16 protein-coding genes are annotated in these 20,655 nt (G+C 57.2%); 8 read left to right on the plus strand and 8 right to left on the minus strand.

The window, feature by feature from the left end; translation table 11 throughout:
* Window positions 1-23: 23 nt before the first annotated feature.
* From AABO57_12345 to AABO57_12360, 4 genes are all read right to left on the minus strand, one after another.
* The gene (locus AABO57_12345; protein ID MEK6286523.1) at window positions 24-575 is read right to left on the minus strand and encodes a Uma2 family endonuclease; all 552 of its coding nucleotides are present in this window, start codon (window positions 573-575) and stop codon (window positions 24-26) included.
* Window positions 576-698: 123 nt separating this feature from the next.
* Window positions 699-1,700: a phosphatase PAP2 family protein gene (locus AABO57_12350; GenBank protein ID MEK6286524.1), complete on the minus strand. Its 1,002-nt coding sequence runs from the start codon at window positions 1,698-1,700 to the stop codon at window positions 699-701.
* Window positions 1,697-2,713, minus strand: coding sequence for an NAD-dependent epimerase/dehydratase family protein (locus AABO57_12355; GenBank protein MEK6286525.1), 1,017 nt, complete (start codon window positions 2,711-2,713; stop codon window positions 1,697-1,699). The genes AABO57_12350 and AABO57_12355 overlap by 4 nt, the downstream gene beginning before the upstream one ends.
* 7 nt (window positions 2,714-2,720) lie before the next feature.
* Window positions 2,721-4,013, minus strand: coding sequence for an amidohydrolase (locus AABO57_12360; GenBank protein MEK6286526.1), 1,293 nt, complete (start codon window positions 4,011-4,013; stop codon window positions 2,721-2,723).
* Between the two features lie 297 nt (window positions 4,014-4,310).
* Between AABO57_12360 and AABO57_12365 the strand changes: the two genes are divergently transcribed.
* The 3 genes from AABO57_12365 (at window position 4,311) to AABO57_12375 (ending at window position 9,552) form a co-directional block, all read left to right on the plus strand.
* Entirely contained in the window at window positions 4,311-6,491 is a 2,181-nt protein-coding gene (locus tag AABO57_12365; protein ID MEK6286527.1) for a prolyl oligopeptidase family serine peptidase, read from the plus strand.
* Window positions 6,492-6,603: 112 nt separating this feature from the next.
* Window positions 6,604-7,758 carry a sterol desaturase family protein gene (locus tag AABO57_12370; protein ID MEK6286528.1) on the plus strand — a complete coding sequence of 385 codons (1,155 nt, stop codon included), beginning with the start codon at window positions 6,604-6,606 and terminating at the stop codon, window positions 7,756-7,758.
* 228 nt (window positions 7,759-7,986) lie between these two features.
* Window positions 7,987-9,552: an OmpA family protein gene (locus AABO57_12375; protein MEK6286529.1), complete on the plus strand. Its 1,566-nt coding sequence runs from the start codon at window positions 7,987-7,989 to the stop codon at window positions 9,550-9,552.
* 168 nt (window positions 9,553-9,720) lie between these two features.
* On the opposite strand, the gene AABO57_12380 is transcribed toward AABO57_12375, so the two are convergent.
* The 4 genes from AABO57_12380 to AABO57_12395 are packed head-to-tail and all read right to left on the minus strand — an operon-like array spanning window position 9,721 to window position 12,627.
* Window positions 9,721-10,314 carry a hypothetical protein gene (locus tag AABO57_12380; GenBank protein ID MEK6286530.1) on the minus strand — a complete coding sequence of 198 codons (594 nt, stop codon included), beginning with the start codon at window positions 10,312-10,314 and terminating at the stop codon, window positions 9,721-9,723.
* Entirely contained in the window at window positions 10,311-11,018 is a 708-nt protein-coding gene (locus AABO57_12385; GenBank protein MEK6286531.1) for a lysophospholipid acyltransferase family protein, read from the minus strand. Before AABO57_12385 ends, AABO57_12380 begins: the two co-directional genes overlap by 4 nt.
* Window positions 11,019-11,038: 20 nt before the next feature.
* Complete coding sequence (locus AABO57_12390; GenBank protein MEK6286532.1) at window positions 11,039-11,989, minus strand: phosphatidate cytidylyltransferase; 951 nt, start codon at window positions 11,987-11,989, stop codon at window positions 11,039-11,041.
* An 11-nt stretch (window positions 11,990-12,000) separates the two neighbouring features.
* Window positions 12,001-12,627: a CDP-alcohol phosphatidyltransferase family protein gene (locus AABO57_12395; GenBank protein MEK6286533.1), complete on the minus strand. Its 627-nt coding sequence runs from the start codon at window positions 12,625-12,627 to the stop codon at window positions 12,001-12,003.
* A gap of 695 nt (window positions 12,628-13,322) precedes the next feature.
* On the opposite strand from AABO57_12395, the gene AABO57_12400 reads away from it, so the two are divergent.
* From AABO57_12400 to AABO57_12420, 5 genes are all read left to right on the plus strand, one after another.
* Window positions 13,323-14,867: a clostripain-related cysteine peptidase gene (locus AABO57_12400; protein MEK6286534.1), complete on the plus strand. Its 1,545-nt coding sequence runs from the start codon at window positions 13,323-13,325 to the stop codon at window positions 14,865-14,867.
* A gap of 95 nt (window positions 14,868-14,962) precedes the next feature.
* On the plus strand, window positions 14,963-18,124 hold the full coding sequence (locus AABO57_12405) for a CHAT domain-containing protein (protein MEK6286535.1): 3,162 nt from the start codon (window positions 14,963-14,965) through the stop codon (window positions 18,122-18,124).
* 231 nt (window positions 18,125-18,355) lie between these two features.
* Window positions 18,356-18,799 carry a hypothetical protein gene (locus AABO57_12410; GenBank protein MEK6286536.1) on the plus strand — a complete coding sequence of 148 codons (444 nt, stop codon included), beginning with the start codon at window positions 18,356-18,358 and terminating at the stop codon, window positions 18,797-18,799.
* 40 nt (window positions 18,800-18,839) lie between these two features.
* Window positions 18,840-19,793 carry a hypothetical protein gene (locus AABO57_12415; GenBank protein MEK6286537.1) on the plus strand — a complete coding sequence of 318 codons (954 nt, stop codon included), beginning with the start codon at window positions 18,840-18,842 and terminating at the stop codon, window positions 19,791-19,793.
* 217 nt (window positions 19,794-20,010) lie between these two features.
* Window positions 20,011-20,625 (plus strand): phosphoribosyltransferase, encoded by a 615-nt coding sequence (locus AABO57_12420; GenBank protein ID MEK6286538.1) that lies wholly within the window; start codon window positions 20,011-20,013, stop codon window positions 20,623-20,625.
* The last annotated feature ends 30 nt before the right edge of the window (window positions 20,626-20,655 follow it).

The following is a 20,655-nucleotide window of genomic DNA, read 5'->3' on the forward strand; positions in this document are numbered from 1 at the left end:
ACGCGTCAACGCCAGATTAGCAATCAGGCGAATAGATCATCAACCGGCATCGTCCACCCAGGCAACGCCGGTTCAGCGTCGGCAATGTCGCCGCAGTGAAACAGCCTTGGGGCATCAGGATCATCAGCGCGGTAGCATCTTATGACTTGATCTCTGAGCACATCGACGTCCCACACGAGGAGCGTTCCGGCTGCGAAGTAGTCCGCGCGTTTCTTAGCCATTTTCTCCTCAGCCCTCCGACCGTAGTCGCCCTCGCTTCGCACCTCGACAGCGAAGATTGGCGCGCCATCAAGAAACTTACCGCCAGTACGCGGACCAATGTAGAAAGCGGCATCCGGGCTGACTGATTTGCGGTTAGGCAGGTTGACGATGAAGGCGGCATTGTCGTTGTACGCGCGGCCGGTTTTTGTGCGGCGCCCATATTCGCGCAGACTGACAAATACCTCGCTGGCCGCCGTGTTGGGCAAGTCTCCTGTGGGGCTCATAAGTACGAGTTCTCCATCCACAATCTCGGCCTTACCGTCTTCGTCAACATGGTAGAGATCTTCGATTGTGGCTTCAGTTCGTGTGCTCATACTAACCTTCTGATTAACGCCCCAGGAAAGCGCAATGCTAAATGCGTTGATTACTTGTCGACGCTGGGATTATACGCCTACCCACGCCCGCGTTGCACCGTACGCTGAATAGCTTAGCGAGGATCACTGCGATTCGCGAGCTTCATTTCCGCCGAGCACTCTATACAACGGTTTCGCCATCATCACGATCGCGACCGCCAGGAGAGCGCCCGCCACAACATCAACAACGTAATGGTAGCGTAAGTACACCGTCGAGATGATCACGCCCGCTCCAAGCGGAAGAAGCCACCAGAAAGTCTTCCGGTGAAATCTGTGCGCATAGTAGAGCACCAGCAGCGTGAGTTCCGTGTGACCGCTGGGAAAGCAATCGCGCGTGATACCTTCGGCGCGGTCCAGCATCGCGCGAACCGGCTGAAACAACCAGATTCCCGTAAGCGGCTTTGTCTGGGCTTGCACTATCTCCGGCAGGAAGCGCGGTCCGATGGCAGGAACTAGAATGTAGCCCAGATAAGAGAGGTAAAATCCCAACACCACGATGAACACCCAGAAGTGAAACTTTTCAAACCATCCCTTTCGCCAAAGAACAACGCCGAGAATGACCGGCAAAAGATAGTAGCTCGAATATGTGAGCTGAAGGACTTCGGTTAATGGTGGCGATGTGAACCGCTCGAGCCAAACCGTCGGATGCACGCCAAGAAAACGTTGATCAATCGCAGCCAGCTCCCCGTCAAAATCGCGCGGGTGAATGAGCGGTATCAGATAGCTCAGTTCCTTATAGGTGATTGGTATCAGCGCGACCGGATACCAGCCACGGACAAAAAGCGTGAGGGGGAGAGCGGCTGCCGAGTGTGCCGAGTTTCTCCATCGGGCTAACAACACGACCAATGCGATCAGAAAAGCATGTCCCCCAAAAAGCAGGCCCCACCATTGGATCCTGTAGCTGAAGATCAGAATCAACAACGCGGTAACTGCAAGATACCCGATAACAACTTTGTCGGCAGGATTGAGAAAGGTCTGTTTACTCGAGTCGCGAGCATCTCCTGGCGCAGGATCGGCTAGCCGCACTCTCGCCGCGTCTTTCTGCCTAGTTTCTCCGTCGCCCTCTCGAAGGTCTGTGCTGCTCACAACCAGCCCTCGCTTTTGTACCAGGCGATCGTCTCGCGCAGCCCTTCTTCGAGCGGCACACGAGGATTGTAGCCGAGCTCGGTCCTGGCGCGTTCGATCGAGCAGGTCCAGAACGCCTGCGAGAGGTCGGTCACCTTGTCACGATTGATAACCGGCGGCTTTCGCATGAGGGCTGCTGCTCCTTCGGCAACAAGCGCGACGCCGTAAGCTACGGACCGGGGGATGGCAATTGCGCGCAGCCTTCTATGCATGAGCGCGGCCATCAAATCGGCGACCGCGCGCATCGAGTAATCGTCTTCGCTCGAAACAAAGTAGGTGCGTCCGGCTGAGACATCGCTCTCGCCCGCAAGAATTATTCCCTCGACCAGGTCGCGCACGTGGACGAGGCTCACTCGCTTATCGTGACGGCCGATCATCGGGAACATGCCGCCCTTCACGGCCTTGAAGAACTCGAAGATGCCGTAGTCGCGAGGGCCATATACCGCGGGTGGCCTGACGATTGTGACTGGCAACAGGTCGGAGACGGCGCGCACTGCTTCTTCGGCCAGGAGCTTGCTGCGTCCATAGGGCGTGATCGGCGAAGGCGGTGAATCTTCGTCAACTGGCTTTCCGTCGCTGCCCGGCCCGACCGCCGCAAGCGAGCTGATGTATACGAACCTTTTTATCCGATCGCGCCGCTTGAGCGCTTCGGCAAGAATCGCTTCAGTGCCTCGGTGATTGACGGTGAAATAATCCTTGGCCCGCCGCGCGAATGTCGTGCCCGCTACGTGATAGATGGCGCCGACACCGGCTAACGCGGCGTCCCAATCGGTCGAATCGTCGAGCCCGCCATATGCCAGCTCGATCTCAGGATGCTTGAGGTAACGCAGCTTGCTCGTCTTTCGCGCGAGGCATCGGACGGAGCTCCCGCGCTCGACGAGGTGGTCGACGAGATGGCTTCCGACGAAGCCAGTTGCGCCGGTTATCAGGACTTTTTTGTACTCGCTCGGGTCGATCATATGATCACTCGTCATTCCTGTACTATCTGTTCGCAGCGTGGCGATCGAGGTAATCGAGCAGCACGTTCGACATCACCTTCACTCCGACCACCAGGCTCTCTTCATCAACATCGAATTCCGCGGTGTGCCACGCCGGCATCAACCCTTTCGCTTTGTTGCCGACGCCCAGAAAGTAGAAGAAGCCGGGAATGACTTTCTGATAGTAGGAGAAATCTTCGGCGGGCATAAAAGGCTTGAGCAAGACGACGTTTGCGTCTCCGACTAAGCGCCGAATCGTCGGCAGCGTTTCGTCAACCAGCCGAGGATCGTTGTAGGTCACAGGATTCGAGTCGTCGAACGACAGGTCAAACTTTGCATCGTAAGCAGACGTCACGCTACCGAGAGTTTGCCGCATCAACTCGTGCGCGCGCGAGCGAACGTTTTCGTTCAACGCGCGCATCGTGCCTTCCATCTTCACTTCCTCAGCGATGATGTTGTTGCGGTCACCGCCTTTGATCGTGCCGATAGTGATGACCAGCGGTTCAAGCGGATCGATCCGACGGCTGCGAATTGTCTGAAGCGCGGTGACGCACTCGGCGGCTACAACGACCGCGTCCACGCCAAGCTGCGGCTGCGCGCCGTGAGACCTCTTGCCGCGAATCGTTATCGTGAACCGATCCGAAGAAGCCATCGCCGGTCCTGAGTGATAACCGATCTGACCAACTTCGAAGCCGGCGGTGTGCAACCCAAAAATAGCCTGCGGGCGCGGGTTCTCGAGCGCCCCTTCCTTGATCATCAAGCTCGCGCCGCCTTCTTCGCCTTGCGGCGCGCCTTCTTCCGCGGGTTGAAAGATGAATTTGATCGAGCCCGCAATCTGATCGCGCATCTTGCTCAGCACTTCCGCGACGCCAAGCGCAACCGTCGTGTGCACGTCGTGACCGCAGGCGTGTTTGACTCCGGGAGTCTGCGACTTGTACGGCACGTCGATGGTCTCTTGAATCGGGAGCGCGTCCATATCGGCTCGCACTGCAACGACGGGTCCGGGCTTGGAACCCTTGAGCAGAGCGACGACTCCGTACTTGCCGACGCCGGTCTTCACTTCATCAAGTCCGAGCGCGCGAAGTCTCTCCGCGACTACTCGCGAGGTGCGCTCTTCTCGATTCGAGAGCTCGGGATGCATGTGAAAATCGCGGCGTTGTTCGATGAGCTTCGCGCGCAGGGCTTCGGCTGCTTGAGCGATTTGCTGCTCGCGTCCCGTCGAAGGCTTCTCCGCCGCCACCATGAGCGGTGTTAAAGCGAGAAACAACACAAGAGCGGCAACCGGCTTTTGTTTCATCTATAGTCTCCGTTGCATTCGTCTGGACTCACGGGTGAATCGCAAGCGAAGAGTATTGCTTGCGTTGACACAGGGTCAAGGGCGTGTTGCGGCTCGACGGATGGAAATTGCGCAAGGTCGTCACATGTGTTGTGTGACGGGTGACGATATCGCTCAAACTCGCCGTCAAACGCGACTCGGGTCGCCAGGTCGCGGACGATTGACTCGCTTCAAGCGGCGTGATGTAATCGCGGGTCTCAGAAGCCCAAGCTCTCGGGCGCAATGGCGGATCCAGGCTTGGCCAGGGAGGAATAGATTATGAAGCGCACGATGTTTGTTCTGGTTGTTTCGCTCTCGGTTTGCATAGCGGCGCTCGCGCAGCAGAAGCGAGCTATGACCTTCGAAGACGTTCTCGCAACGAAGAGCGTTTCCGATGCGCAAGTCTCGCCCGATGGCAAGTGGGTCGCTTACGTCGTCACCTCTGTCGATATGAAAGAAAACGCCAACGACGCCGACATCTGGTTGGTTTCGACTGCGGGAGGCGGTACCCTTCGGCTCACTACAAACAAGAAGAACGACACCCAACCTCGTTGGTCGCCTGATGGGAAGCGCATTGCGTTCATCTCGGCTCGCGAAGAGAAGCCGCAGATCTTCTTGATCTCGCCCTTTGGCGGCGAAGCCGAGAAGCTCACCGACTCGAAGTCCGGTGCGCAATCCCTTCAATGGTCGCCCGATGGAAACCGCATCGCTTACGTTGCTCAGCAGGAGCTCACCCCCGACGAAGAGAAGAAACAGAAAGAGAAAGACGACGCGCAAGTGGTGGACAAGAATTTCAAGTTCTCGCGCATCTGGGTCATCGACGTGAGCACCAAGAAGGCCAGCGAGCTGGTTAAGGGCGACTACAACGCCGGCGATCCACAGTGGTCGCCGAACGGCAGCTCGCTCGCGTTTGTCACAAACCCGACGCCCAAAGCCGACGATGGCAGCCGGTCAGATATCTGGGTGATCGATGTGGCGACCGCTGCGAGCGCCGACGTGGGTGTCTTCCAGAAGAAGCTCGCGGCGCTTACAGAGACGCTTGCGGGTTTGGAAACGACCTTCGGGCCCAACAACCCGCGAATCATGGAAGCTCGCGCCCAGATTGAATCCGTGCGGAAAGAAATGAATCAGAAGCTCGGGCTGCGAAAGCTGGTCGACAACGAAGGCCCGGACAGCGCGCCGCGATGGTCTCCCGATGGCCGGCAGATCGCTTTTTCGAGCCGCGATTCGAAGAACGGGGAGATCGGCCAGCAGAGACTGATGATCGTTGGCTCGGAGGGCGGGACACCTCGCGAGGTCGCGCCCCGATTTGAATATCAACCGGGTCCGCCGAAATGGTCAGCGGATGGCCGAACCATCTACTTCAATGCCGGCGTGCGAACAACCAGCCAGTTGTTCTCGGCGCCGGCAGCCGGGGGCGAAGCGAAGCAGGTTTCGAACAACGCCGGTGTGATGGGTCAAGCAACGTTTTCGCGCGACGGATCGGTGGCAGCTTTCACGAAGTCCGACACGCAACACGCCGATGATGTTTACGTAGCGAAGTCTCTTCCTATCGCTGAACCGACCAAGCTCACCGATCACAATCCGCAGGTGCGAGAGTTGACACTCGGCGCCAGCGAGGTGGTTCGTTGGAAGGGCAAGGACGGCATGGAGATCGAAGGCATCGTGATCTACCCGGCCGGCTATCAACAGGGCAAGCGTTATCCAACCGTCGCGTTGATCCACGGCGGTCCTGCCGGTGTATGGACGCAGAGCTTTCCAAGTTCGTGGAGTAACTTTGGGCACGTATGGGCAGCCCAGGGGTGGGTCGCTTTTTATCCGAACATCCGCGGGTCGTCTTCATACGGCGAGAAGTTCCTGCTTGCGAATGTGCGTGATTGGGGCGGAGGCGACTATCAGGACATTCAAACCGGACTCGATCACTTGATCGCCAAAGGAGTCGCTGATCCGGATAGGCTGGGGCAGGCAGGCTGGAGCTACGGCGGATACATGACGGCGTGGACCTTAACTCAGACCGATCGTTTCAAAGCGGTGATGGTTGGAGCGGGTCTGACGAATATGTACTCGATGTACTCGACGAACGATTTACAGCGCATTCTGGAGGCTTACTTCGGCGGGCAACCGTGGGATGACACAGAATTCTACTGGAAGAGGTCGGCGATGGCTTTCATCAAAAAGGCGAAGACGCCGACGCTGATCTTGCACGGAGGCTCCGACACGCGCGTGCCGCCGAGCCAGGCTCAAGAGCTATACATGGGGCTTCGCAAGAACGGTGTTCCTGTCGAGATGGTGCTCTTCCCGCGCGAGCCTCACGGACTCGGAGAGCCGCGTCATCGCCTGGACAAAATGCGCCGCGAGTATGCGTGGTTCTCACGGTATGTGCTCGGGGTTGAAGTGCCCGAGCCCAAACCAGCAAAGGACGAGAAGAAGTCAGAAGAGAAGCCTTCGCAGAATCAATAGCTACCTGTCTCAACTTCATCGACCCCAACGGTGACGTCGTGATGATCACCATCCCGGTCTGACAGCGTTGGAGCCGCCGACGTTTTTGTTGAGCCCACATTGGGGAACAGTTGTGAGCCAGCAGCCTTCTAGCGCGCCCACACCGGCGGCTGCAGCGCAGCCGACGCGCTTCGGGTCGGGCTGGATCAGCGGCGTTCTCTCTACAGCCTTTGGCGCTATCGGCCTGGGTGCCGTGTTCTGCTTCCACTACCCGGGGCTTCTCACGATGCCGGCGTTACGCGGGCTTTACCCGATCCCGTACGTGCGGGCGGTGCTGCACCTCGTATTAGTCGCTTCCTTGGTGCTCGGCGTTCTAAGTGTCTGCCTGCGGCGACGCAAAGCCCTCGGGCTGAGCGGTATCACACTCACTTTGGCGGCGGGCCTGCTCGGCGGCTCAAGCGTGCCGCTCGATGGAGAGTTGACTCACGGTCCGTTTCTGGGTCTCGACTGGTTTCTGCTCAACTTGATCGCTTACTCAGCCGTCTTCATACCGATCGAGCGGATGTTCGCCCGGCGACGGGACCAGCCGATTTTCCGCTTCGGATGGCGGACCGATCTGGCGTACTTCTTTGTCAGTGCGCTGCTGGTCCAGACCACGACGCTGTTGACCATGAAGCCGGCGATGGTGCTCTTCCATTGGGCGGCGCACCCGGGCTTGCAGGCCTGGGTTGCTGCGCGGCCATTCGCGTTGCAGTTTGCCGGCATTGTTCTATTTACTGACTTGACGCAGTACTGGGTACACCGGCTGTTCCATAGGGTGCCGGCCCTGTGGCGATTCCATTCGATTCACCATTCGACGGAAACTTTGGACTGGTTGGCGGGGTCGCGGTTGCACCTGGTTGATGTGGCCGTGACCCGAGGGCTGACTTACGTCCCGATCTACCTACTCGGATTTGCGGCGGCGCCGCTCGTCGCCTATGTGGCGTTCGTTAGTGTCCAGGCTACCTTCATTCACTCCAACGTCCGCTTCACGTTCGGTCCCCTACGATGGCTCGTGGCCACGCCGCAGTTTCATCACTGGCATCACGGCGCTCAACGGGAGGCTTTTGACAAGAACTTTGCCGTGCATCTACCGGTGCTGGACTGGCTGTTTGGCACGTTCTTGTTGCCGAAGGACCGCTGGCCCGCGTCCTACGGTCTTGGCGGCGGCGATCCGATTCCTCTAGGGTATTTCCGACAGTTCCTCTATCCGTTTCTGCCGCTGCGTCACGGCAAGTTCGGTTCATAGCTCGGCGGGCAATCCAGAGGAACCCCTCACCTGGCTAAGTCTAGTTGATTAGATATGTTGGGCCCGCCTCCGCAAATCTGAACTGGAACAATCCTTGCCCCCCATAACGATCCTGCATTGATTCACCGCGAATCTGTAGCCTTTGAGGTCGGATCGCGCTTGGAAATGCAGCATTTCAAGAGGGGTCACACATTAACTGTCTGTTCTTCGAACACACGGAGGATCGCAATGAAATCAAGAATATTCACAATCGCTAGCGTACTGTTGCTGTCGGTATTTGCAGGTACCACGCCGGCTCAGACCGTCGAAGTTAGGCGCGTAAACTCGGACGAGCAGTGGGTCGTCGTTAAACGCCACACGCTCGCGGTCAGGTACAAAGACAATGACGACACGTCGGTCAACATGGCCGGAACGCCGCTAAATGCTCAGGCGATCGGTAAGGCTGATGTAAAGCGCAAAGAGGGGCGCACCCGGGTCAAACTCAAAATGCAAGGCCTTGGTCATCCGCAGGCGCTCGGAGCTTACTACACGACGTTCATTCTTTGGGCGATTGCTCCCGAAGGACAGGCAGACAATCTGGCGGAATTGCCGATCAAGAATGAATTCGAGCTCGACGTCACTACCGCGTTTCAGACCTTCGGCCTGATCATCACTGCCGAGCCGCATTCTGCGGTCAAGCTGCCCAGTCCGGTCATCGTAGCGGAAAACACTCTTCGAAAAGGTACTGAAGGTGGCATTGAAGGGAGCCGCATAGAATATAGCGGCGATCCAGGCACTCTCTATATCGTAGCGACCCAAGACGGACCCGCAATGAGCGCCGACTACAATACACCGCTGCTGATACTGGGCGCGCGCAGGTCCGTCCAGATCGCCAGGCGCGCAGGCGCTCATCGATATGCGGAGCCGGAATTGAGAGAAGCTGAAGTGAAGCTGGCGGCTCTCGAGCAGACCTGGCCGCAGCGGAGAAAAGACGAAGAAAAATTCAGCGGCCTGGCTCACGATGTGATGCGGCTGGGAGAGCGTGCGCGAGAACTATCGGTCGAGCGCCTCATTCAAGCCAGACTTGAAGCCGAACGTCGCGCTGCAAGCAATACTATCGCTGATGCGCGAACTGAAGCTGACCGCTCAAGGGATCAAGCTGACCGCGCGAGGGATGACGCTGGACGGGCAAGGGAAGAAGCGGCTGCTTCACAGAATGCCGCCAGCCGGGCCGAGCGAGAACTTGCCGAAGCGCGTCTTCGGGTCGAGCAGGCCCAGACCGAAGCCGATCGAGCCAAGGCCAATGAGGAGCTGGCTCGCGCGGAAGCCGGGCGGGCGCGCCTTGACGCTGACCGAGCGAAGCAGGACAAGGACGAACTACAACAGCGGCTCTTCACCTCGATCTCGGCGATTCTGGAAACCAGACGCGAAGCTCGCGGGTTGATCGTCAACCTGTCGGACGTGTTGTTCGATTTCAACCAGGCTTCTCTCAAACCCGGCGCGCGTGAAAAACTCAGCAAGCTGGCTGGAATACTGATGGCTTATCCGGGCACTTTTCACATAGAGATCGAAGGGCACACGGACGCCGTCGGCTCGCAGGACTACAATCAGAAGCTCTCCGAAGACCGCGCTCAGTCGGTTAGTGGTTATCTGTTGAGCGCGGGCATCAAATCTGATCGGATCATGGCGGTGCGCGGCTTCGGCAAACTCAGACCGGTCACAACGAACGACACGCCGGAAGGCCGACAGATGAACAGGCGCGTCGAGATTGTGATTGCCGATCTCGATAAACAGCCGGTGACTGACAGGCGGTAGCCCCCGCCGAACTGCACGCGGCACTCCCGCGTACTCTGCGTCTTTGCGGTGAGACGGAACCCGAAAACCACTCACCGCAAGACGCCGAGAGTGCAGAGTTAAGATCTACAGGCCGTCGGCGGACGAAAAGCCTCAACAGACAGCAGCGTCACAATAATCGCGGGTGCTTTACCAACCGAAGCGCGCGAAGTAAAAGCTGTAGAAGGCTGTCCATATTATCGACAGGATCGCCAGCTCGATGGCCGCTCGATGATGGGTGAGCGGCTCGATCAGTCTGGCCACCGCTCGCGCGGCGACTGCTGCTAAAAAGAATCGCACGTAGCGCGCAGGGATCGAGATCAGCAAAAACGCGAGGAAGCTGCCGCCTTGCGCGCCCCACTCAACAGCGTAGATCTTGTACGGGATTCCCTTCAGCGGACCGAGCAAAACAGCCAGGAGCCCGCTCTCGCTTATTTGAGCCGCGACCCTCGCTATCAAGGGCGGGCTAATCGCCGGAACATGATCCAGGAAGGCCACGGCAGCATCCGGCTCGCCGGCGCCGAACGCGTACATCAGCGCTCCGCCGGCAAGCGCACCGAGCAGCGCTGCCGCAGTCGCTTTCACCGCGGGTTTCAGCGCGCGGCAAGCGATCAAAGTCAGCAGCACGTCAGGAACGATGAAGAAGAACGTTGCCTCCGCCAGCCCCCAGGCGAACGCTAGCGCGAGAACGGCGCTGCTCGATGTGAAATCATCCAGCGAAGACTTGCCGGCCGCCCTTGTCATCTTTCCTTTGCAAGCTCACGGGCAAGCTCGCGTACTGCGGCCTCCAGTGCTCGGGTGATTTCCTGGCGGCTGCCTTGCAGAACCCGCGGCGCGCCGATCCGAATCTCGCAAAAGAATGGTACCGGTATGAACTCGCCTTTGGGAAGGCTTCTTCCCATATTCACGAGATAGGCGGGAACTACCGGCACGCCGGGAATCTTTTCAATAAGGTGAGCAACGCCGGAGCGAAACTCTCCCATTTCCTGACCCGAACCTCGGGTGCCCTCAGGAAAGATGATTATCGAGTCTCCTGCTTCGATCGCTTCGCGCATTCGGCGCAGCGGATTGTTCTCGGGCGTGATGTTCTTTCGGGCAATCGGCAGAATGTTGAACAGCGTCTTGGTCAACAGAGAAACGAATTTATTGCGCTCGAAGTAGTCGGCCGCGGCTACAGGCCGAATGCGCCGAAGACGATTGAGCGGAAAGAGGCTTAGCAGAGAGATGGTATCCAGATGGCTGGAATGATTCGCGATGAGAATGAACGGCGTGGAATCGGCAAGATGCTCGCGGCCGCGCACGCGGAGGCCAATGAACAGCGCCATGAAAGGCTTGATCGCGAGCGCAAACACGATCATCTGTACAACGTTGCGAAGCGTCGGTCGATTCACCTTCACTGGTGTTTTGCCGGCAGTTGCTTCACTCGCCGATTCGGATCCGCTCGCCAAAATCAGTCTCTCCTGTTGGTTTATTTGATGTAGAAATAACGAACGTAGTGAAAGAAGATAGGCGCGGCGTAGCAAAGCGAATCGACGCGGTCCAGCATTCCGCCGTGACCTGGTATAACGCTGCCGAAATCTTTCACGCCGAAGTCTCGCTTGACTGCGCTCATTACCGCTCCGCCGCAGAAACCCGCAATGGTGATGAAAAACGAAACCAGCAGTGTCTCTCCGATTGAAAACGGAGTGAGGAATCGAATGGCGAGGCTCAACACCATCGCGCTTGCTATACCGCCGAGGAAACCTTCCCAGGTTTTGTTGGGGCTGATGGTTGGAATGATCTTGTGCCGTCCCAGCGTCTTGCCCCAGATGTATTGAAGAACGTCGCTCATCTCGACGACGAATACCAGAAACAGGACCAGGGTGCGGCCATTCGCACCGCCGTCGCCCAGAGAAGGAAAGGTGAGCAGGTATGCCATGTGGCTCAAGCCAAAAACAAATATCATCATTCCCCAGTGAATCTGCGAAGCGGATTCTACGAAGCCTTTTGTCTCTTTTGACAACACCATTCGCACCGGCAGCGCCAGCATCATGTAAACGGGAATGAAGATGATAAACATTCCGTACCAGGGCGGATCGAGCGCGATCCACAGATACTGAATGGGTATCGCAAGAAACGTGAAGACCAGGGCATGATGGTCAGCCGGGCGCGTTCTGAGAAGCGTGACATATTCCTTCATCGCCCAGAAGCTCAGCAGCGCGAAGAAAACCAGCGATATGCGATTGCTGGTTAGTATTGCAGCGAAAAACACCGCCGCCATGATCCACCAGGCTCGGACCCGCGCGGAGAGTTCAGAGAAGTCCTTTACGGGCCGCGCGCGCCGAAGCACAGCGACGGCAACGGAGGCGGCTACCAGCACGCCAAGAACCAGCAGTCCCATCTGTAACATCGGTGAGAGGTTCTTTATCGATGTAGGCATAAGAGGATCATTCAGCGATCTTTCACTTCGCGCGAGCGCAACTCCTTGAGCGCTTGTGACACCCGGTTCAAACAGGTGACCGCCGTCAGCAGCGCCGCGACCGCAAATATCCAGGGCCACGCGGTGACGATAGCAGGAAACAAGAACGCCGCGAGCCCCAACGCGCCGACGACAAAGGCGCGATCGCTTTTTCCCATCGGCCCTTCGTAGTGACGGCTCGCCCCGAGCGCGCGGCCAAGGACGCCGCTGAACTCGGTAAGCACCGCGCCGATCGAGAACGCCACTACGGGCCATCGCGCCGGTTCATGGACAAAGGCGAGCGGCAAATACAACCCGAGATCCGAAACCGCGTCTCCAAGCTCGTTGAGCACCGCGCCTAGTTGAGTCGACATACCGAGCTCTCGAGCCATCATCCCGTCGATGGCATTGAGCGCCATGCGTACGAATAGCCATGCCGGCAGCAAGAGCAACAACGCTGGCCGAGAGTGGCCGAACGAGACGGCAATGCCGACGGCGATGGATCCAACGATTGCGATGACTGTGACCGCATTCGGAGTCAAGCCAAAGGCCGGGAGACGGCGCATCAACGGTCTAAGCAAGGCCTGGAATTTTGGTTTGAGATCGTAAACGGACGCCATATCTCAAGGATTGGTTCCATCCCTTTATCTTGCGAGCTTTGATTATCCTTGGGCAAAGACTTCGATGCGGATTATAGTCGATTCCGATTGTCTTTAGGTAGGAGCTTTCGATTTGTCAGACAATTTCACCGGTCGAGAGTCCTGGCTGCCTAAAGTCTCTCCTGACCAATGTCCGTCAGCTAAAATCTAGAATCTGGAGCGAGCTGTGACATGTTTTTGCGAAGTTGTCATAAAAGAATGTAGCAACTTGGGCGGACTCTGAGGGTTCGCGCCGCGGGAGCCGAGCGTTTCTTGGAGTACGCGCATTGATGATGACACGGCCTGACTCATTGACGCGCAACTGCGCCCTGAGAATCACCTCGATTCGGCGCCGTTGATAGCAGGGACGCTGCGTACAAACGACAGCGAAGACGATAAGGCAACCAGTAGCCGCGGACGCTCTAACAGATAGTCGTTGAGTCGAATCGCGAGCTGTGATAGAAGTAGCCGCCTAAGACTATTCGAATCGCTCAGCGATTGTAGGATCGGCCCATCGGTTGGAGTTTCTAGGTCAGGTTAAGTCATCAAGTTTGCTCTGGGTTTGGTGTGAACTGACGCATTGGACAGGTCTGTGAAAGCGATCGTTAACCCGCGGGAGTTGCCCGCAGTCTGAAACACTCGCGCGGATGGATTGATTCAGAAAGGTGGGAGAAAAGATGGCCAATAAGAAAAAAGAATGGTTAGTGATGATCTACTTGTCCGCCGATAACGACCTGTCAGAAGAAGCGGTCTGGTCTCTACTGGAAGTCCTTCGGGCCGGCCCAAGTGACGAAGTCGGAGTGGTTGTACAGATCGACCCCAGATTCGAGGGTATACGACGGTTCGACTTGGCCAAGCTTTTCGTGGGGGAAGGAAAGAAATTGCGGTCTAACGTTGCGGCCCATCGTGATCAGGTCCGCAGTAAACTGCTCTCACGCGGGCGGCGAGTCCGTGCTCGAGACAATATGGCGACCGTCAAGGCGCTCACGGAGTTCATAATCGAAAGCAAGAGGCCGCCCAATGAGGCGAACCGCCACTTGTTGATATTGTCCGGTCACGGCGGCGGCCCAACCGGCAGCTCTTTTCTGGTAGATCAGTTTCCAGCGCAGGGGGTCAGCATGAGGGGTGTTAGAAAGGCAATCAGGAAGGCGCGCGGAGTGGATGTTGTAGGAATGGACTCTTGCGGGATGGGGATGGCAGAGATCGGAAATCAGTTGAGCGACTGCGCGGAATTTCTCGTCGCTTCTGAAGGCTTCGAGTTGAATACCGGTTGGCCTTATTTTCCGATCATTGAGGCACTGAAAAAGAACCCGGAGATGGATGCTCGAACCCTGGCGGCCACAGTCGTCCAGATCCACACAGACTATTATTCAAACTATCTGATGGCGGGAGTTTCGACGGACATGGCTGCTTGCGATCTCAAGAAAGCGCCGGACCTCACCTCTAGCATTCAAGAGTTGGCGCGGGAATTAACCGGAAATCTCCTGCTGCGACAAAGGTTCTCACACAAAGCCGACTCACCCCGTGATAAAAGAGTCTTCGTTGAGGATTTGCGGCTCGCCAAGCGTTCCGTCGCCGATGCGATCATCCTCGCCCACTGGAGGGCGCAGTCCTATCGGTTTGAGCGCCACACCGACCTCTACGACTTTTGCGACCTTCTCGATGACGGATGTCGGGACGAAGGCGTTAGCGAGGCATGTAAAAAGGTCAAGTCTATTATCAAAGGAAAGAAAACCGATGACGGTACATACGACGGGTACGTCATTAAGTCCTGCCACAGCGGTGTCATGTTTCAGCACTCGCATGGAGTTGCTGTGTATTTCCCGTGGGCGGCAGTCGACAAGGATTATAGTGAGCTTAGACTATCGCGGAAGGCCGGCTGGGATCTTTTCCTGAAGGCTTATGTGAGAAGAACGCGGCGGCGTCCTCGAGATGACTCTGGCGTAGTTGAACTAGTCGCGCAAGCGGATGATAGTGCAAGTGCCATGCGCGATTTTCCGGAACTCGGCACCAAGGATTTCCCGGAACTCGGCACCAAGGATTTCCCGGAACTAAGCACCAAGGATTTCCCGGAACTAGGCACCAGGGATTTTCCGGAGTTAGGTACAAAGGACTTTCCGGAGTTGGGTACGAAGGATTTCCCGGAACTGGGCACCAAAGGGAAAGTGCTCATTCCTGAAATGAAGAATCCACCGGATATCTTCTTTAAAGACCCATGCTGAGACGAACACTCGCCGCAATTGCAGTGCTCTCACTGTTGTCGGAAACGTCAATTGGCTGTTGCTTGTTCTCTAGCGACAGTTTTGTCCTGACCGCCATGAAGGCGGCCCGTCGAAGCGTATTCCACAGCCTTACGCACCGGACGCCGCGGAAACAAGCGGCAACCGCACGGCATGAGATAAGAATCAATGGGGCGAGGCGGTCCACGGAAAGAGAGGGGCGCCGAATCGCAGCGGAGAGGCTTTCCGCGGAGGGAGCCCGACTCCGTGCCGAGGGAACGGCGAAGTCCGCTCGAATAGCCATCAGCAAGTATGAGCAGTCTCTGCCATTTTGGCGGGCGGCCATCGACAAACGCGGGGAGACCCGCGCCTTGATGTACATCGGCGAGATATATCATACGCTCGGCGAGCCGAAGAAAGCGCTCGAGTACTACAACCGCGTCTTACTGCTCAGCCAGGAGGCGGATGATCGCCAGTTAGAATGCGAAGTGCTTAACGATATTGGGTATGTTCAAATCCATCTCGGTGAGACTCAGAAAACCCTCGAGTATTGCACAAGAGCCCTCAAGCTGAGTCAGAACATCGGTGATGCAACGAGCGAAGCGCGGGCGCTCAACAACATTGGAGGGGCTTACTACGCGATCGGCAGCCGACAGAAAGCGCTCGCCTATTACCAGCAGGCATTACCCATTTGGCGTTCTCAGAACAATCCCGCGGGCCAGGCGCAGACGCTATTGAATTTCGCTAATGTTTACTCTGACCTTAGCAATACAGGGCAAGCGTTGGAGTACTACGCGCAGGCGCTTTCATTTTGGCGCGCTGTGAAGGACAAGAGAGGCGAAGCCAGCACGCTTACGGCGATGGGACACCTTCATTCCAGGGTAGGTAAGAAGCAAGAGGCGCTCGATCTTTACGAGCAGGCGAGACATCTTATCCAGTTGGTGGGAGATCGAGTTGAAGAAGCGAGGATACTGAACGGCCTCGCTTATGTTTACAAGGAACTGGGTGAATTGGAAAGCGCTCTCGGGTATTACAATCAAGCATTAAGTCTCTTTCAAGCTACAAACTACAAACGTGGACAAGCCGGATCACTGATTGTAATTGGCGGCCTCTACTACTCAAAGGGAGACTATCAGAAAGCTCTCAACAGTTTTCAGCAGGCGTTGTTGAGGGTTCGGGAATTGAAGGACAGACACTACGAAGCTTACGCGCTCAGGAGTATCGCCGCGCTCTATGATTCCCTCGGAAACAAGAGGCAAGCCCTCGACTACTACAAGCAAGCCCTTCTGTTGCACGACAGCTTGGGCGATCGGCGGGGCGAAGCATATGCGCTCAACGGCGTTGGTAAAGTGTATGACGCTTGGGGTGATACGAAGACGGCTCTTGCATACTACAACGAGTCACTCGTACTCAACAGAGAAACCGCTGACCGTTTTGGAGAGGTATCGACGCTCTTCAACATTGCCCGCCTCGAGCGCGACATTGGCGACCTCACCGACGCCCGCGCTCACATCGACGCCGCCACAAGCAAGGTCGAATTGCTGCGGGCGGGTGTCGCCAGCCAGGAATTGCGTGCGTCTTTCCTTGCCACCGTGCGCCAGAATTTTGAGCTAAGCATTGATCTGCTAATGCTCTCGCACAAGCAGAACCCCTCACAGGGATTCGACGCGAAGGCTTTGAGCACGAGCGAGCAAGCTCGCGCTCGGAGCTTGATGGAAATGCTCGTGGAAGCGCGCGCGGATATTCGACCCGGGGTCGATGCAGCCCTCTTGGAGCGCGAGCGATCGTTGCAACAGTTGCTCAGCACAAAAGCGGAACGCTACAGCCTCTTGCTAGCTGGCAAGCACACTGAAGAACAAGCGAACGCTGCGGCGAAAGAGATTGACTCAACTACAATCGACTTCCAGCAAATACAAGCGCAAATCCGCTTCACCAGCCCGCGGTATGCAGCGCTCACTCAGCCGCAGCCGCTCTCGCTCAAAGGGATTCAGGAACAGGTCCTCGATCCGGACACGCTCCTTTTGGAATACGCGCTGGGTGATCAACGCAGTTATCTCTGGGCAGTCACTTCAGATTCGCTCACCAGCTTCGAGCTTCCAAAGCGGGCAGACATAGAAGCCGCGGCTCGTCGCGTCTATGATTTGCTGACAGCGCAGAATCAGATCGTGAACAGCGAAACAGAGATGCAGAAGGGGAGGCGAGTGGCGCGTGCGGATGCCGACTACTGGAAAGCAATTGCGGCTTTGAGTCAGATGGTGATTGGCCCTGTAGCCTCGCAACTCGGAACGAAGAGACTGCTGATCGTAGCCGACGGCGCCTTGCAATACATCCCGTTCGGCGCCTTACCTGCGCCGACTCCGATGGGGATGGCAGTTTCGGCGCGGGCGTTAGCAAAGCAGGATATGGACGAAGCCCCGACCCCCAGTTCGCGACCCCTGATCGTGGAACACGAGATCGTGAGCCTGCCGTCGGCGTCGACGCTTGCGGTGATGCGGCGCGAATTGGCTAACCGAAAGCCGGCTCCAAAGGCGGTCGCCGTCCTCGCGGATCCTGTCTTCAGCCGCTTTGATCCGAGGGTCAACTCATCGCAGGGCGGCGCTTCTCGTCAGGGTGGTGTCTCCACGGCGAGGGGCTTCGAGCGCGCGATCAAAGAAGTGCGCGTCTCGCGAAAAAGAAGCGGCGTCGCCCGGCTTCCGTTTTCCCGAACTGAAGCGGCGGCCATCAAGGCGGCTGCTCCAGCGGGTCAATCCATGGAAGCCGTCGACTTCGACGCCAGCCGCGCTACGGCGACGAGCGAAGAGCTTAGTCAATACCGCATTATTCACTTTGCCACCCATGGCCTCCTCAACAGCCAACATCCCCAGCTGTCGGGAATGGTCTTCTCGCTCGTTGATCGTCACGGCAAGTCTCAGAATGGCTTCCTTCGCCTCCACGAAGTGTATAATCTCAACCTTCCTGCGGAGCTGGTAGTCTTGAGCGCGTGTCAGACGGGATTGGGCAAAGATGTGAAAGGCGAAGGCCTGGTTGGTCTCACACGCGGATTTATGTATGCTGGCGCGGCGCGAGTGGTTGCGAGCCTATGGCAGGTGGACGACTCGGCAACAGCGGAGTTGATGAAGCGGTTTTACGCGAAGATGCTTGGGGACGGCTTGCGTCCGGCGGCGGCTTTGAGAGATGCTCAGGTTGAAATGTGGAAGCAGAAGCGATGGCAGACACCCTACTACTGGGCGGGCTTCATGCTTCAAGGCGAGTGGAGATAGATCTGCGAGAGAGTCGAATAAAGAAGCATCTTTGCCTGGCCGCGCTTTCGCTAAGGGGAGAATCAGATAAGCAAGTGGGATCTCGATCAGGAGACCTTCGATAAGCTTCTCGCGCACTTTGACCCGGACACCAACCGCGCGGGAGAGAAGTATGAGTCTGTTCGCAATGGGATCATAAAGTACTTCGAATGCCGCGGCTGCGGTCCGGCGCTCGAGCTGGCCGATGAGACAATGGATCGCGCGGCGCGCAGGATCGTCGATGGAGTGCAAATCCACGAGCGCAGCTTCTCGGCTTACTTTTACGGCGTGGCTCGGAATGTTTTTCACGAGCATTTGCGCAGTCCCGATCGAAACCAATCGCCGATTGAATTGCTACCGCCGCATCAACACCCTTCCGAGGACCCGGCTGAGTTAAGCCGGCGCCGGTCCGAGTATGTCGAACTGGAAAGACGGCTGGCGTGCCTTGAATCGTGCATCGAGCAGCTTGCGCCGGAGGCGCGCGGAATGATGTTGACTTACTATCAGGGGAAAGAGCGCGTGCGGATAAACAACCGAAAACTACTGGCTGAGACGCTCGGTGTGCCGATGAACGGCCTACGGATCCGCGTTCATCGCCTCAGAGAAAAGCTCGAAGCATGTCTGGTGGACTGCCTGGCCGAGACCCCAGCCGGGTGAAATAAAAATGGCGCTTTTGGCACTAACAAGTAGGGGGAACTTGAAACAGGCAGATGACAACGATGAATTGCTAGTCCAGTACTTGCTCGGTGAATTAGGCGAGGAAGGGCAGGAAGCCGTTGAAAAGCGGTACATCAGCGACCCTGAGTTTTACGAACAGCTTCTGGTTGTCGAAGATGATCTGATTGACGCATATACGCGCGGTGAGCTTCGCCAGTCCCGGCGGAAGAACTTCGAGAACCATTTCCTTTGCTCGCCTGATCGTCGCGCACGAGTCGGGTTTGCCGACGCCTGGACAGCGTACCTCGGGCGGCAGTCAGAAGCTGGGGCCGTCGCACAGCGCCCGTCGCGCCCGCGATCGCTGCTCGAGTCTCTTAGGATTGGCCATTGGCCCGCGACGCTTCGTGTCGCAGCCGCTATCCTGGTGCTGCTTGTCGGCGCGTCGCTGATAGCCGAAACGATCAGACTGAGGAATCGAGTTAACCAGGCTGAATCGCAGAGGGCGACGCTCGAAGAAGAGCAGCGTGCGCTCGAGCAGCAAATGGAGGCAGAGCGTCGCCACAGCCAGGAGCTTTCATCGCAACTCGAGCGTGAACGCAATGCGCGCGATCAACAAACGACCAATCAGACCAATCCCGACCAGACAGCTTCGGGCATCATCTCACTTGTGCTTACGCCTGGACTCGTCAGGGGCACAGCCGCCGCGAAGAGACTTGTCATCCCACTCGATGCGCGTCTGGTTACGTTGCAGATCAACGTTAGAGGGAACGACTATAAGAGCTATCGCGCAGTCATTCGAACCGTCGAGGGACGCGAAGTCTGGAGCAAGTCGGACTTGAAAGCGCAGCCGAAAGGCAACGGCAGGGTCGTTGTCTTGAGGCTGCCTCCGAGCGCGTTGGCGACCGAAGACTATATCCTGACGCTCAGCGGAGTAGATGTCGCTGGCGCGGCCGAGGTCATTGACGAGTATTCCTTCAGCGCTTCGAAAAAATAGGATCGAACAAACCCGCGCCTGGGAGGGCAGGCATCCTTGCCTGCTTGGAATTTCGCTAGAGGAGGCAGGCAGGGATGCCTGCCTCCCAGGGCCAGCGCGACGCAATTTGCCTTTTGTTTCCTGCCTTCCTATAATCTGACTCTCTCAAAGAGCCTGGATTAACGCGCCCATTCGATGAGAGCCAGTCGTAGCCTTCTGCCAACTACGCGGAGGATCGATGCTAGTTCCAAAGGTTCAACTGATACCGTCGCCCGAGCAGGTCACCGATCTGCTGCGAGAGACCGGGGCGTTGCGAGAAGGCCACTTCGAGTTCCCCACTGGCCAGCACTCCACTCACTACTTCCAGATGCCGCTGGCCATGCGCTACCACGGTAACGCGCGGGTCTTGAACGTTGCATTATCGCGGCTGTTTCGCCGGGAGCCGGAAGTACTGGCGGCGCTTCCAGGCTGCGCGATCGTAGCTCCCGCGGCCGGAGGCATACCGGTAGCTTTTGGCGTCCGTGAAGCGTTAAATGCTGATCAAATCTTCTGGGCCGAGAAGGACGACGGGCGTTATTATTTTCGCCAGTATCTGGATTGTGAGGGAATAAGGTGCATTCTCGTCGACGATATCGTACGGTCGGGCAAAGTCATCAGTTGTATGGTCGAACTGATACGAGACGCGGGAGCGGAAGTGGTCGCGATCGGTTCGCTAGTGCACTTCAAGGACGCGCACGTCGATACAGGAGATATACCTTATTATTCGCTTCTTGAGGTTGGCACTCATTTCTATGACCCGGAAGTGTGCCCGTTGTGCAAGACCGGCGCACCGCTCCACTCGGTTTGGGCGTAGAACAACGTCAACGATTTTTTTTAACAAAGG

This window comes from Acidobacteriota bacterium (genome assembly GCA_038040445.1).
GTDB lineage: Bacteria > Acidobacteriota > Blastocatellia > UBA7656 > UBA7656 > Onstottus_A > Onstottus_A frigus.

Coding starts and splice junctions, on each gene's coding strand:
- AABO57_12345 (MEK6286523.1), bottom strand. CDS start 575: ATGAGCACACGAACTGAAGCCACAATCGAAGATCTCTACCATGTTGAC.
- AABO57_12355 (MEK6286525.1), bottom strand. CDS start 2,713: ATGACGAGTGATCATATGATCGACCCGAGCGAGTACAAAAAAGTCCTG.
- AABO57_12360 (MEK6286526.1), bottom strand. CDS start 4,013: ATGAAACAAAAGCCGGTTGCCGCTCTTGTGTTGTTTCTCGCTTTAACA.
- AABO57_12365 (MEK6286527.1), top strand. CDS start 4,311: ATGAAGCGCACGATGTTTGTTCTGGTTGTTTCGCTCTCGGTTTGCATA.
- AABO57_12375 (MEK6286529.1), top strand. CDS start 7,987: ATGAAATCAAGAATATTCACAATCGCTAGCGTACTGTTGCTGTCGGTA.
- AABO57_12380 (MEK6286530.1), bottom strand. CDS start 10,314: ATGACAAGGGCGGCCGGCAAGTCTTCGCTGGATGATTTCACATCGAGC.
- AABO57_12390 (MEK6286532.1), bottom strand. CDS start 11,989: ATGCCTACATCGATAAAGAACCTCTCACCGATGTTACAGATGGGACTG.
- AABO57_12395 (MEK6286533.1), bottom strand. CDS start 12,627: ATGGCGTCCGTTTACGATCTCAAACCAAAATTCCAGGCCTTGCTTAGA.
- AABO57_12400 (MEK6286534.1), top strand. CDS start 13,323: ATGGCCAATAAGAAAAAAGAATGGTTAGTGATGATCTACTTGTCCGCC.
- AABO57_12405 (MEK6286535.1), top strand. CDS start 14,963: ATGAAGGCGGCCCGTCGAAGCGTATTCCACAGCCTTACGCACCGGACG.
- AABO57_12410 (MEK6286536.1), top strand. CDS start 18,356: ATGGATCGCGCGGCGCGCAGGATCGTCGATGGAGTGCAAATCCACGAG.
- AABO57_12420 (MEK6286538.1), top strand. CDS start 20,011: ATGCTAGTTCCAAAGGTTCAACTGATACCGTCGCCCGAGCAGGTCACC.